We start from the raw sequence: 14,239 nt of genomic DNA on the forward strand, positions 1-14,239 counted from the left end.
ATGGTTTCCCCTACCCGTGCAGGTACACAGGCTGACAGAAACCATAAACAGGGGGAACTGTTCAGGGTAGCGTTACCCTGAACAGGAAGTGCATTATTGTACCGTCAGCTTTTCATCGGCCTGACTCCGGATCATATCCGAAGCGGTCGGGGTAACGGCCATCATGCTGTCGGGTGGCAACAGGCGGGGCGTAATCTGCATCCCGTCGCGGATACTCTGGATGCCTTCGTACACAATGCGGTCGCCGGGAGCCAGACCGGATTGAACGAGGTAATAGTGCGACAACCGGCTTTTCGGCACGAAGCTCCGCATTTTCACCTTGTTGGCTTTGTCAACCACGAAAACATAGTTCTTATCCTGAATTTCAAAAACGGCTTTTTGCGGCACCAGAATGGCATTATCAACCTCGTTGGCCAGACGGATTTTACCGGTTGCGCCGTGTTTCAGCAGCTTTTCGGGGTTATCAAAACGGGCACGGAAAGCGATGGTCCCCGAATTGCCTTCGAAAATACTTTCCATGGTTTCGATCCGTCCCTTGTGGCCATACCGCGAGTCGTCGGCCAGCACCAGCTCGACCAGCTGGCCCTCGCCGTGTGGCTTGTTTTTGTTCTTGCGGATGTATTCGAGGTATTCTTTTTCCGAGACGTTGAAGTAGGCATAAACCTCGCGGATGTCCGATACGGTGGTCAGCAGGGCGCCTTCTTCGATAAGGCTGCCCATTTTGGACGGAATCCGGTTGATGATGCCGTCGAACGGGGCGCGGATGCTGGCCTGTGACAAGCGCAGCGACGCATTTTCCTTCGCCGACTGAGCTTCGTCAATAGCCGCTTTCCCGGATTCTACTTTTGATTTGGCGAGTTCTAATTCAGACGGGGAAACTACTTTTTTGTCGACCAGGAGCTTAACGCGGCCCATTTCAACTTCGGCAGCTTTGGCGGCGGCCTCTGCGCTTTTCAGGGCTGCTTCGGCTTTTGCCAGTTCGGTTTTATATTCGGCGGGGTTGATCTGAAACAGGAGCTGGCCTTTGCGGACGGGCATGCCTTCGTCCACAAATATTTTATCAAGAAAGCCCGATACCCGCGCCCTGATTTCGACATTGCGGGTGGCTTCGATATTCCCGACGTATTCGCGGTGTAAGGTGGTAGACTGTTCCGCTAACTGAACAACCGGCAATACCTGTTCGGTAGTGGCTTCGGTTTTTTTCTCGTCAGATGTACAGGCAGAAAAGAATGCTGCCAGTAGGATGGAGGTTGTAACGACGTGTATTTTCATAACTCTGGTTATAGATTCGACTAACTGATTTGGGTGGGCATACCAGGGCATATACGGTCGATGCATATGCATGACCTGCCTGGTGCCTGCGCCGGCTCAACTGCGGAAAGCATTGTATAGGGCAATGCCTGCCGGATACGTGCGCCGACGTATAGCATACTACATGCTGATAAGACCGAAAGGTGCTGATAACCGTATGCAACGGCGGCCGGAAAAGCCACAGACATAGCGTTCTCCCAATCCGGAGGATTGGTTTACGGTATCATGCGTTCAGGCAAAAAGGCCTGGGCGGCATCGGGATGATATCCCGAGCACGGGTCAAAACCCGGGGTGGTGGTAGTTGTACAAATCTATGCGTTGGGAGCTGCCTGATTGCGGGGCAGAACACAACACCAACGACAGGGTAGAAGAAAAAATCCTGTTCCAGTTGGGTCACATCGTAATCATCTTCGGCGTCGTCATGCTCCGGAAAGGCATCGGTAAAGCCCAGCCATTCTTCAAGCACCAGTTCGCCTAAGCTCTCAATTTCATTAACGGCCAAGTCTTCCCGCAACACACCCGTTGTACCTTTAGGTGTGTTATAATCCGGTGCGTCGATGCTGACATTGATGACGTGGAGCGCCATCAGCAGGCAAAAGAGTTGACGCAGAAATAGACTTTTTTTCCGTTTTTCCATAGGAGCATCCTAACAAATATAAGCCTATAATAATACGGAATTAAAAAAAGCGTCTATTTAGTCCTATTTTCTATAATAAATATTGTTTTCTCGTAAAAGGTTTCAATTTTTTTTAATTTAAATTTAATTATCATGTGTGTCTGCACGGTGCATTTCATGGGTGAATCAGGTGTACATGTCAATAGACATAAAATAATGAAAGCCGGAATAGTTAGTTCCGGCTTTCATTTTTTTATAAAAAAGCTAACGCACAGGAGACGCAATATGTTGCGCATGGGAGACGCAATATGTTGCGTCTCTACATGCCCAGCAGCCGCTTCAGCCGGTCGTAGAAACCGGTGTTCCGGAAGGTGAATGTCTTGTGTAAAATGTAATTGCTGACAAAACTCATGCCCATCCCTGAAATGTGGCCCAGCAGCTTGTTGATATGTACTTCTTTGACCGAATACGGAATGGTGTAGGTATCAACCGGTAAAAGTTCGGTAAGAATCATCCGGGCGAGAGCAGAGCCGTAGACGGTGATCAGACCTGAGATGATGGAGACGAAGGTGTATTTGACCATTTCACGCCGCGTTTTGCTGGAATTTTTGGCGTTAAACGCAAATAATTTGGTCAGAATGAACCCAATGAAAAAAGAAGAAATGTAGCCAACCGCAAGGGCCCGTTCGTAGTCAAGCTGAAACCATTCCTGTAAAAGACTGCCGATGATGAGCTGAAGCAAAGCACCGATACCGGCAACTATAAAATAAGCGAGTATATCTTTTCGATTGAAAACTTCCTGTGATTTCATTAAAAAAAAGCGTGTAAGCCCGCAAGTTACGGGAAGTGCCGGAAAATGCAGATGAGAAATTATTAAATGTCTATGAACCGTCATGGATAAAAAAAGGCTACATTGGCTATACTATGCACAACAACCCGCTACGTATTCTGATCATTGACGACAATGAGCCATTCCGCCAGGCATTAGCGCTGATTATCGGCGGGACGCCCGGTTATGTCGTGGCGGGTCATTCTGAAAGTGCGCAGGGTATTGTTGATCAGGTAATTGCGGGAAAGCCGGATGTGATTCTAATGGATATTCACATGCCCGGCGGAAATGGAATTGAGGCAGTACAGGCCATGCGCCAGGCCGGCCTGACAACACCGGTACTGATGCTGACTGTATTCGATGATGATGAACGGGTCTTTACCGCACTCCGGGCAGGTGCCTGCGGGTATCTGCTGAAAAACACACAGCCGGTACGAATCCTTGACGCTATCCGCGAAGTGCATGAGGGTGGTGCGCCTATGACACCGGCCATAGCCCGCCGGACAATTCAATGGCTGAGCCAGCCACCGGCAATTGAAAAAGCAAGCCATGGCGTGCTTACCGGTCGTGAACAGGATATTCTTGAGAAACTGGCCGGCGGTATGTCAAACCGCGAAATTGCGGTCAGCTGTACCATCAGTGTTGAAACAGTGCGTTCGCATCTGAAGCGGATTTATGAAAAACTCCATGTTCATTCTGCTACAGAAGCCGTTGCTTACTACTATCGGATGCAGAAACCGCGTTTTTGACTTACGCCGGGACAGTAAGTTGAATTGGACATTGTAGTTGAATAGAAACGCCCTCTCCGGACTTAGCCAGTATCGTTAATTTTCCGCCCAGCCGGTGCGCCCGCTGATGCATGTTTTGCAGACCGCTTTGCCGGCTGAGTGTTTCAGGCGTAAATCCGGTTCCGTTGTCCTGAATACTCAGTTGTAATACGTTATTGAGAGGCTCTGTCAGCCGGACCACTACCTGGCTTGCCCCCGCATGTTTACGGATATTTTCCAGACTTTCCTTATAAATCAGCAGAAGTTCTTTCCGGACCTCGGGGGGGAGTTCAGACGCCAGAACAGGGTCGATTTCCAGCGTAATCCCGGTCGTTTCGGTATTGAAAAACTCATAGGCTATTTCCCGGAACCGGAAGGCTATATTTTCAGGTGTCTGATTACTGATATTCAGATTCCAGACAATTTCGCGCATGGTATCGACGACGCGCCGGGCCGTTTGTTCAACCAGCCGGAGCATATCGCGGGAGGGTGCTGTCTGGGTTGATATCGCTGCGGTAAGCATAGCAATTGTACTGAGATCTGAACCGACCATGTCGTGTAAATCACGGGCAATATCGTCGCGGATATGGTTGATTTTCTGTTGTTTTCGTTCGTTTTCCTGTAGTTGTTCAATCAGGGCCGCTTGTGCATTCAGCTTTTCCTGTTCATCAAGCCGATGCTGGGCCGATATGCCCATGGTGAAAAAGAGTACTTCAATCACTACACCAAACTGCATGAAGATCAGCGGTGGGATAGCCGCCGGCTGCGGGATGGTTCGGGCCAGAATAAGCGCGGTAAATGACCCGGCTACGAAAAAGGCGGTTCCGGTAATAAAATAGGTAAGCGTCGGATGGCGCCGCCGAAGCAGGCGGGGCACAATATAAACAGTACCTGCCACCAGTTGTAAACGGCTGACTACAAATAGTGCCGTACCTGCGGCTTCAGGTAACCGGAATGCATAGAAAATCCACTCAAGACAGGCGGTGACGATCAGATTCAGCGTCATGATCCGGAGCATCCGGTATCCCGGCGGATCATGCCGGGGGATAGCCATCAACCGGATCGCAAACTGATTATAGGTACAAACCGCAACCGCCTCAAATGTGTCTTCGAACAGGTGTAGAAGCGCTTGTTGTCCGGGGTTTTGCCGGGCGTAATCCCGTAAGGCAAACCGGAGCAGCATGCATAGGATATAGCCGGTATAGAGCAGATATATACGCTGGCGGTGGGTAAGGAAACTGAAAAGGGCATAGCATGCCATCATGATGAGCATGCCATCAAGTGTTTGTCGGACAGCCGTATAGGTAAAGTAACCGGACATATGGCAGATAGTAGATGCCCGTATACCCCATTTGGGGTAATCTGACAGACAGGTAAATATCTGAAACGAAAGATAATTCCGCAAACTACCGCAAAAACTCCGGCGGGAAGTACGTAGAACTACGCATTTTTGCTGTTAATGCCATGATTATCAGCAGTGTCACCCAAATGGGGGATTGTGACGGGTAAAGGGTGACTATACCTTTGCAGCTAGACGTTAACCGCAGAAGAACAGCATGAAACGTATTTTACAAACAATTATCCATTCTCTGATCCTGCTTCTGTCCGGGTTTACGGCGAACGGACAGATAGGTATTAACTCCCCTGCCGGCGTTAAACCGACGCAGCATGTAGAAATTTACAGTACGGGTAATTTTATAGTTCAGGGAAAGTACAGGACGGCGGAAGCGAATCCGGAAACGAATACGTACGTCGTCAGCTGCAGCGCCCCACGAACAGATATTACCGTGCAGGCGGGTACATTGATGGACCCGTCATCTTTTTCCGGGTATTCTGTTGCAACAGAATATACTTGTTACCGTTCCATTGTACTCAATAACCCTCCCGGAGAACAGATCATCGGAATCGAAATTACGTTTCTGGAGTTTGATTTAGGCGTGCTGTCAGTTTCCGGTTCAAATGATTACCTGGAAATCAGCAATTCTCTGATGCGGAGCCAGTTTTTTAACGGCAATGTAGTTCCGGGACGTATGGTAGTACCGGGTAACGAATGTACCGTGTACTTCCGGAGGATGGCCGGTGCGCCGGGGGGGCAGGGGTTCAGGCTGCAATGGCGGGCCTTGTATGAACAGGCATCAACAAGTCAGACTCCGTTTTCTATAGTCAATACAAATCAGATCCAGTTTAATACCAAAACAGGCGCATTGATAACAGGTATGCCGGCCTCGATAAAGGGGGGAACGCTGGGCGGTGCGTCGCTGTCATTGGGAGTCCGGAACGAAGCATATGGCGAAGGGTCTGCTGCTATTGGCATAGACAATGTTACCGGAAGCAGCTTTTCCGGCATCGGATACGGCAGGGGCGCGGTTGCGTTAGGATATACCAATTTCGCATCCGGAGATTACTCGGCGGCGATAGGGGAAAATAATACAACCGTCGGAAACAGCAGCCTTGCACTTGGGTATCGCAACCGGCCTTCGGGTGAATACGGCGTGTCGATCGGCAACTCAAATGCCTCAGGTACCAACGCTGTTGCGCTGGGATTTACGAATGCGGTCGGAGCGAGTTATGGGGTTGGTATTGGGCGCAATAATAGTGTTGGCGCAACAAACGGTGTGGCGCTGGGCAGTTACAATTTTATACCGTCCAGTACAACGAGCGCCGTGGCCATCGGGCATTATAACACGTCGTCTGCTTTTGCCAGTATGGCAATCGGCACCTCGCTGGTTGCTTCGGGCACAAACGCAACGGCAGCTGGCTATCTGAATATTGCCAGTGGAAATTATTCGACTGCGATGGGTACCCGCATGAATACAAATGGAAAAACCGGGTCATTTATGATCGGTGACAGTGACCCCCTAAGTCAGGGAACTACTTTCGTCGGGATTAATGATCAGTTTGTAGGAAGATTTCTGGAAGGCTACTACCTGATGACCTCCGGCAATTCAAATCCCGGCACAGGATTCGGAGCGGTCCGTACAGGGGTGCAGATCGGGCGTGGACAAAACTCCTGGGCCTCAATCTCGGACTCAACGAAAAAAGAGCGTTTTCTGCCCATTGACCATGTCGTCCTGCTGAAAAAAATAAGCAGAATGAAACTCACCACCTGGAATTACAAAGGGCAGCAGCATATCCGTCACTACGGACCGATGGCACAGGATTTCTATGCTGCCTTCGGACAGGATGGGTTGGGCAGGATTGGTTGCGATACGCTGATTTACAGTCACGATTTTGCGGGTGTAACTTTTGCTGGAGTGCAGGCACTGATCCGCGAAAATGAACAGTTAAAAACAGACATCCGGCAATTGTCGGCGCAGCTTTCTGACTACCAGGCCCGGCTGTTCCTGATTGAAAAAGCTGTATTGCATAAACGGGAACGGATTACTTACCGGAAACCTGTAAAATAAAGTAGCGGCCCGCCGGACACAGTCCGGCGGGCCGCCTGTAGTTTGCCTCTGTGGCTATACTAATTCCGCTTTACCCGATGCCTTTGCAGGCTGAGAAGACGTCTGACTACGGATTTCGTTAAAAACAAACCATGCCGTGATCAGTGCAGACAATACAAAATACCCTGAAACAAGATAGGCACCCGATGGGAGAGATTGGCTGATACCAAACCAGTCACCCATACTGATAATAAGATACAGGCCAAACGCGTTCTTCAGCGCCTCCCAGCCCAGCGCATACGGATTGTGGTCCATCAGCTCGGTGTAGGCATAGACGGTCAGGAAAATAAAGCCGCCGTAGTAGAATATGCCCGGCATTTTAATCTGACCAAGATGCCCGAAAAAGTACATCAGAAACAGCAGTGTAACGCCCAGCTGAATCCATGCCCAGGTTTTCAGGGCGCCTGAGCTCTTAGGCTCATATTTTACGTAGCCGTACAGGTCGTCAATTTTTTCGACCGGATAACGATCCATGACATCGGCCGGACGCCAGCCGGTCGGCATAAACCAGATGCGGAACTTATCGCGGGTATTGTTCGTACGCCAGGCATCTTTGGCCAGCAGCCACAGGTGCTGAAAGTTGATTTTGACCGGATTCCAGGTATTCGACGGGCGGGTAATGCCGTAGACCGGCGGAACGTCGGGTAGCTCTTCCTGATAGGTTCCGAACAGCTTGTCCCAGAAAATGAAAATCTGCGAGTGGTTCCGGTCGAGGTATTCCGGATTGATCGCATGGTGAACGCGGTGGTGCGAGGGCGTCACAAGAATCTTTTCCAGAAAGCCCATCCGGTCAATGTGCTGCGTATGGTACCAGAACTGCGCAAACAGGTGCAGGGGCGCAACAATGGCGATGACCTCCGCCGGGACGCCCAGTACAGCCGCCGGCAACAGAAAAAACGTGAACAGGTTGATAAACGATGAAATGCTCTGCCGCAATGCACAGGCCAGATTGAAGTCCTCTGAGCTGTGGTGAATCGCGTGTTTGTTCCAGAAAAAATTGATCTGATGTGCAATGCGGTGCACCCAGTAGCCCTGAAAATCCAGCACAATAAAGGCAATTACATACGTCCAGACCGTGGCTTTGATGTCGAACAGGGCGAGGTGTTTTACCATCCAGCCGTAGGTCAGCAGCGAAACGCTCAGGCCCAGCACATCCTTCGTCACATTGGTAATGCCCGAACTCATGCTCGAAATCATGTCCATCGTGCGGTAGGTGTCTTTACCGCGCCAGCGCCCATACCACATTTCGGCCAGTACGGCCACCAGAAAAATGGGCATTGCAATTAGTAGCACCCGTCCGTATAGTTCCATTTTAGTCTGTTGGTATTATTCCAGACAAAAATAGTGATTTTTTAGGCCTAGGTAAAGTATTTGCGGATTGCTTTCGGGTAGTCCGGAATCGCCAGTTCGGGTTCGGCAATCTCCGGATGCCACATTTTTTCCCATTCGAAGCTATAGAAGCCCTTGTAACCATCATTGCGCAGCGCCGTGATGGCCTCCTGCAACGGCGCATCGCCCTGGCCTAACAGTACGTACTGGTGGGTGTTGCCGGTAACACGGGCATCTTTGACGTGCACATGCCGGATGTATTTCTTCAGGGCCGTATGCACTGCTGCGGGGGCTTCCTTGCCTTCTACCCACATGTTGAAAATATCCCAGATCAGTCCGACGTGCGGGTGTTCGGCCTGGCCCATGATACGGGTCAGGTAGTTGGTGGTAACCAGCTCACCGTGCGATTCCAGCAGCACCTGTACCTTGCTGCCGTTGGCGTGTTTCCCCAGTTCCAGCAGCCCCTGACTAATCAGGTCAAGTGTTTTCTCCCGATCCTGATCCTTGGGCAGGCTATCCGGAAATACCCGCACAAACGGGCAGTCGAGCTGCTGCGCCATGTCGATAAACCGGCGGGCTTCATCCAGGTTTTTCTGCCGTTTGACCGGATCGGCGTGGTGCATCTGGGCCGACGAACCGAGATCGCAGATGCTTAGTTTTTTGTCCCTGAACCGGCGCAGCGTAGCCGATAAACTGGCCGGGCTATTAAATTCAGGCCGTTTACTCAGGTCCAGTTCGCCTTCCAGCCCACGGATTTCCACCGCGTCGTAGCCGCTGTCGGCGGCCGTTTTCAGGATGGTGTCGAGCGACCATTTCGGGCAGCCCAGGGTCGAAAAAGCCAGCCGGGGTTTAGCCGCCGCCAATGTAGGCCGCGCCAGTGCAGGACCACTTTGCAGGGCAGCGGCTCCTGCCAGCCCGAGTGTTGTCCGAAGAAAATTCCGCCGTGAGTGCATAGGGAGTTGATCGTTTTTAGAGTTTACCGGATTTTAACTGTTTAGCGGCATAGTTTGCTGCCCGCGCCGTCAGGGCCATGTAGGTCAGCGACGGGTTTTGGGTAGAGGTGGAGGTCATACACGCACCGTCGGTGACGAATACATTAGAACAGGCATGCAACTGATTCCAGCGGTTCAGCATGGAGGTTTTCGGGTCATGACCCATCCGGACGCCACCCATTTCATGGTTTTCGTTGCCGGGACGGCGCTGGGTGTCCACCGTCCGGATGTTTGTAAAACCGGCTTTGGTGTACATCTCCGTAAACTGCACAAAAAAGTCTTTCAGGATTTTTTCGTCGTTGTCGTCATACGCCACATGCACCCGAAGCTGCGGCATTCCGAACGGATCCGTCAGCGTTTCGTGGAGTCTGACGCGGTTGCTCTCCTTCGGAATCGTTTCGGCCATCATATTGGAGCCGATGTTCCAGCCGTTCCACGAGCGTCGGCTCAGATTCTCCTTCAGGGTCTCGCCCCAGCCTGACTGATCCCGTCTGGCGGCCCGGTCGGCAGAGAATGTGGAGGCATAGCCCCGCAGAAATCCGGATGCCGGACCACTGGTTTCCTGTTTATGTACATTGCGGAAACGCGGGATGTAACACGTATTCGGACGCTGCCCGTCGGTTGCCGAATCCAGCTGCCCGTCATAGCTGGCGTAAATGCGGCCGCGATAACTGTGAAAGGCCACGTACCGCCCCAACACGTCGTGGTCGTTACCCAGCCCCGCCGGAAACCGGTTCGAGGTCGAATTGAGCAGAATGAGGCTGGTATTCAGCGCCGATGCATTCAGGAAAATGATCTTTGCGTAGTACTCCGTCATAGCATGGCTCTTTGCATCAATGACGCGGACGCCCACGGCCTTTTTCCGCTGTTCGTCATAGATTACCGAATGCACGACCGAATCGGGACGTAAGGTGAGGTTGCCGGTGCGTTCAGCCCACGGCAGGGTTGATGAGTTGGTACTGTAGTAGCCGCCATAGGGACAACCCCGTTCGCACAAGGTCCGGTGCTGACACTGGCCACGGCCCTGTTTGCCGTGAATGGTAGTCGGTTGGGTCAGATGGGCCGCCCGCCCCATGATTACGAAGCGGTCAGGGTAGTTTCGGGCTACCTGATTCCGGAAGTATTTTTCGACGCACGACATCTCGTGTGGCGGCAAAAACTCGCCGTCGGGCAGGTTGGGCAATCCATCCTTATTGCCCGTTATGCCGGCAAACCGTTCCACATGGCTGTACCAGGGTGCCAGGTCAGCATAGCGGATGGGCCAGTCAACGGCATAGCCGTCGCGGGCAGGCCCTTCAAAGTCAAAGTCGCTCCAGCGTTGTGTTTGCCGCCCCCAGACCAGCGACCGGCCGCCAACCTGATAGAAGTGAATCCAGTCGAAGGGCGTTTCCTGAACATACGGGTGGGTGCTGTCTTTGGCGTAGTAGTGGATCGTATCCTCGCGGAACGCAAAATGGCGGCTGGCAATCGGGTACTCTTTTTTGACCGCCGCCGGTACTTCGGTCAGGTGCGGAAATTCCCACGGGGACTGCATGGCTGTGGGGTAGTCGGTCACGTGTCTGACGTTGCGTCCCCGGTCCAGCACCAGTGTTTTCAGCCCTTTTTCGGTTAATTCCTTTGCCGCCCAGCCGCCGCTGATGCCCGTGCCGACCACAATGGCGTCGAAGGTTCGGTCTTTAACACTGTCCAGATTCAAATAAGCCATAGTCGGGTGATTGATCGTCTTTGGTAAAAGAATCCATCACCCGAAAAATAATCATGGCTTCGTGCTGCCTGACTCGTTTATGATGTCAATGGCCTTCCGCATCAGCTCATCGTGGCCGCTGCGGATTCCCTCAATGGTCGGTTTAACCGGCACATCCGGCACAATGCCGATCCGCTGCGTTTCGCGGCCGTCGGGATAATAGACACCGATCCCCGAAATGGCCGTTGAAATAGCCCCCGGCAGGTAAAACTGGGAAATATTCCCGTCGGCCCCGGCCGTCTGACTACCGACAACGACTACATTGGGCGATGCCTGAAACGCCATAGTCGTATACTCAGCATTACTCTGCGACAGTTCATTCACCAGAATCACTACTTTGCCCGGAAAATGCGGCCCGCCTTTTTTCCCCACCGTCAACGGCGTCGACATTCTGAACAGGCCCGGATTCGCAATGCTGCCGTACGAAAACTTTACAAAGGGCGTCGGTTTATCAATCAGGTAGTTCCCGAGCGTAAAGACAATGAAGTCAGACGGGTAGCACCGCATATCCACAATAATCCCCTTCGCGCCGGCCGTTGCTTTCTGAATGGCAGGAATGTGGCTGTTCTTGATTTTCGCCGGGAAGATCAGACCGATAGAGCCCGGCAGCATCCGGAAACTCGTGTCGTGCGGCACACTCATCCAGTCGAGATTCAGGTTCATCGGCAGTTCATTTTTCAGGTACCGTTTGACGGAGAGCGTCATCGGTGTTCCGTTCCGGCTGATGCTTACGTCAACGTCTGCCGAACTGCCCCGCAGCAGGTCCTGAGCCAGATTCCGGAGCCGCGTCGGTTCGTTTGAGCCTTGATAGTAAGGCGACTTCTGCTTTACCCAATCAGCAATGGACTGTTTGTCAATATGCGTAATTACATCACCGGTTTTCAGGCCGGAGGCGGGGCCTTTTTCAGCATTGTAGTACCCCGTAACAACCGCCTGATTATCGATGAACCGTGCCTGTACCGGTGCGCGGTAAAGGCCTTTCCATTTATCCAGCACGGGGCTTGATCCCCAGATACCGGCATGGGAGTCCTGCACACGGGCGATCAGGGCCATGTTGGCCAGCGTGTAGGCTTCAGCGGTATTCGCCATGGCAAACACCGGAATAAACTCATCGAGCACCGCATGCCAGTCTTCTTTGATCAGGTGACGGTCGGGGAAAAAGTACTGAATAATGTTCCAGTACCGGAACAGGCTGAGCATCCGCAGGCCGCCGTCGGTTGGCTTCATACTGGAGTAGGCATCTTCGTGCTGAAACTGCGGGTTCTGCACGCCCGGAACCAGTGAAATGTAATAATTCCGTCCGCTGTTCCGGTGTTGATAAACCTCATTTAACCGGCCGATCAGTGCAGACGAAAACTGTTTGGTGTCGTTGATCCAGCGCAGATCGGGGCTCAGCAGCACATCTTCAACGCGGCTTGTGTCGGTGTTTTGGTCCGCGGGCAGGGGGCCGAGTTTATCGAGCCAGGCCGTCAACAGCTTGCTGCGTTCGTCCGTAGAAGCAGCTTCCAGCAAAGACGGCAACATCCGGAACAGTTCATTGTCCCAGTTATAGTCGCCGGCAGCAACGGCCGGGTGGTGGTATTTCAGGAACCCCCAGACATGGCCCAGTACAGAAAGGTTACTGATCTGCTGTTTGGTTGGTACGCCGAGTGTAATGGTTGTACCTTTCCGGAAGGCTGTGTCCTGTAACGCCTTGAGTTGCCGTTCGGGGTTGAATTTAATGTCCGAAATAGCGGATCCGTCGACCTTGAGCGTCAGGTTATCAAACCAGACGGTGCCCTCGCCGGAGAGCAGGCCGCCAACGTAGATTTGTTCTCCGTCTTTAGGAAGCTTCAGTTTAATGGTGTACTGCTTCCAGTCGGCGGTACCTTTGATGTTCTGATTCTGCATGTTATCAAACTCAAGGGCCCCGCGGGTACCGTCGATCCGCATCCATAGCCCGGCATAGCCGGTTACAAAGCTGGTTTTAATGTAGCCGCTCAATTCTATTTCCTTCCCGCTGAAATTAGCTGGTATAACATACGAAAACGCCTTAAACGACTGCCCTTTCGCATCGGGTGTTGACTGAAGCCGGAGGGCGTATTTCCCTTCCTGCCGGACCAGTGAGTCCAGGTACATCTTATAGCCTTCGACTTCACCGGAACTCCATTCGGCGGGCAGGTTTGTCGTACCGGCTTTTCGTTCAAAGCCCAGGTTGGTAGGTGTTTGTGCAAAGGTCCGGTTACCGGGAAGGCAGCAGATACAGAGCAGAAAGAGGTAACAGGTACGTGGAAAAAACATGTGACGCAAGACTGGTTTTGTTTTACTGTGTGAAGATGCTACTTAACCCCCGAAGGGTTGTGATTACCGTCGTTAATTTAACGTTTCTTATGATTTGTTCCGGACTGAACCGGACGAACGGGAGGTTACGTATTTTAATGGTCGTCATGCTTTGCCAGGGTATTGGTAACCCATACATTTGCGGCTGTACATAACCTAATCATTCCCGTTACCTATGAAGTCAAAAAATTTCGTCAGCCTGTCGGTGGCTGCCAGTTTTGCCGTGCTGGCAACAACCGGTCTGTTAATCTATTTCGGTCAGGGCAACCATGCTATTGACCATACCCATGCCTGGATGGGTATTCTGTTTTTCAGCGGTGCTGTTTTTCACATTACCAACAACTGGGCCTCCATCAAGGGGTATTCGATCAACCGGAAGGGCGGAGGCGCCAAGCGCGAACTCATCATTCCGGTGCTGGTTGTGGCCCTGTTCACGACCGGTATTGCTGCCGACTGGCCGGTATTCAAAGACCTGGCCAATGCCGGCAAAAAACTATTCGGACCGAAGCGGAAGGAGCGGGGCATCTCGCAGGCTGCTGCCGATTCCATTGCCCGTAAAGTGACTGCGGATTTCCAGAAGGCGCTCAGTGCCGGTGACACCGCTTCGCTGGCCAAACTGCTGACAGACAAGGCACTGGTAAATACCGGAGACAGCACGTTTAAAACAAAGGCTGATGTGCTGGCATTGCCTGCCGCCACCGGAACCGTGGCCGTACAGGTTGACCAGGCCACAACGGTGGACGAAAAGGTAATTGTGTCGGCAGGCACCGTGAGTGCGGGAGCCGGCAAAAAGCCGTTTACCGGCGTACTGAACGAAGCCGGCGGCAGCTGGAAAATTGCTGCCTGGCAGGTGTCGCAGTAGGTACGATTTACGATGCAAAAACGG

Annotated in this window: 11 protein-coding genes; 3 read left to right on the top strand and 8 right to left on the bottom strand. The window is 52.2% G+C overall.

All coding sequences use genetic code 11. The features are described 5' to 3' along the window. Nucleotides 1-93: 93 nt before the first annotated feature. The 3 genes from AC23NW_RS16985 to AC23NW_RS16995 form a co-directional block, all read right to left on the bottom strand. Nucleotides 94-1,272: an efflux RND transporter periplasmic adaptor subunit gene (locus AC23NW_RS16985; RefSeq protein WP_293837945.1), complete on the bottom strand. Its 1,179-nt coding sequence runs from the start codon at nt 1,270-1,272 to the stop codon at nt 94-96. A 262-nt stretch (nt 1,273-1,534) separates the two neighbouring features. Next, on the bottom strand, nt 1,535-1,948 hold the full coding sequence (locus AC23NW_RS16990; RefSeq protein ID WP_487450824.1) for a hypothetical protein: 414 nt from the start codon (nt 1,946-1,948) through the stop codon (nt 1,535-1,537). A gap of 298 nt (nt 1,949-2,246) precedes the next feature. Beyond that, complete coding sequence (locus tag AC23NW_RS16995) at nt 2,247-2,738, bottom strand: GtrA family protein (protein ID WP_293837951.1); 492 nt, start codon at nt 2,736-2,738, stop codon at nt 2,247-2,249. A gap of 113 nt (nt 2,739-2,851) precedes the next feature. Here AC23NW_RS16995 and AC23NW_RS17000 point away from each other — a divergent pair, with 113 nt between their 5' ends. Continuing rightward, complete coding sequence (locus AC23NW_RS17000; protein ID WP_487450825.1) at nt 2,852-3,505, top strand: response regulator; 654 nt, start codon at nt 2,852-2,854, stop codon at nt 3,503-3,505. Between the two features lies 1 nt (nt 3,506). On the opposite strand, the gene AC23NW_RS17005 is transcribed toward AC23NW_RS17000, so the two are convergent. Then, on the bottom strand, nt 3,507-4,844 hold the full coding sequence (locus AC23NW_RS17005) for a sensor histidine kinase (RefSeq protein ID WP_487450826.1): 1,338 nt from the start codon (nt 4,842-4,844) through the stop codon (nt 3,507-3,509). A gap of 235 nt (nt 4,845-5,079) precedes the next feature. Here AC23NW_RS17005 and AC23NW_RS17010 point away from each other — a divergent pair, with 235 nt between their 5' ends. Further along, complete coding sequence (locus tag AC23NW_RS17010; protein ID WP_487450827.1) at nt 5,080-6,930, top strand: tail fiber domain-containing protein; 1,851 nt, start codon at nt 5,080-5,082, stop codon at nt 6,928-6,930. Between the two features lie 54 nt (nt 6,931-6,984). Here the strand turns inward: AC23NW_RS17010 and AC23NW_RS17015 are convergent, their stop codons facing one another. Genes AC23NW_RS17015 through AC23NW_RS17030 form a run of 4 tightly spaced genes read right to left on the bottom strand, consistent with a single transcriptional unit; the run spans nt 6,985 to nt 13,314 of the window. Further along, complete coding sequence (locus AC23NW_RS17015; RefSeq protein WP_487450828.1) at nt 6,985-8,280, bottom strand: sterol desaturase family protein; 1,296 nt, start codon at nt 8,278-8,280, stop codon at nt 6,985-6,987. Nucleotides 8,281-8,327: 47 nt separating this feature from the next. Beyond that, nucleotides 8,328-9,251 (bottom strand): sugar phosphate isomerase/epimerase family protein, encoded by a 924-nt coding sequence (locus AC23NW_RS17020; protein ID WP_487450829.1) that lies wholly within the window; start codon nt 9,249-9,251, stop codon nt 8,328-8,330. A gap of 16 nt (nt 9,252-9,267) precedes the next feature. Then, nucleotides 9,268-10,995 (bottom strand): GMC oxidoreductase, encoded by a 1,728-nt coding sequence (locus AC23NW_RS17025; protein WP_487450830.1) that lies wholly within the window; start codon nt 10,993-10,995, stop codon nt 9,268-9,270. 51 nt (nt 10,996-11,046) lie between these two features. Next, nucleotides 11,047-13,314 (bottom strand): S41 family peptidase, encoded by a 2,268-nt coding sequence (locus AC23NW_RS17030; RefSeq protein WP_487450831.1) that lies wholly within the window; start codon nt 13,312-13,314, stop codon nt 11,047-11,049. Nucleotides 13,315-13,528: 214 nt separating this feature from the next. Between AC23NW_RS17030 and AC23NW_RS17035 the strand changes: the two genes are divergently transcribed. Then, nucleotides 13,529-14,215, top strand: a complete 687-nt coding sequence (locus AC23NW_RS17035; RefSeq protein WP_487450832.1) for a DUF4405 domain-containing protein — start codon at nt 13,529-13,531, stop codon at nt 14,213-14,215. Nucleotides 14,216-14,239: the final 24 nt, after the last annotated feature.

This window comes from Arsenicibacter sp. R0_47, from assembly GCF_057652235.1.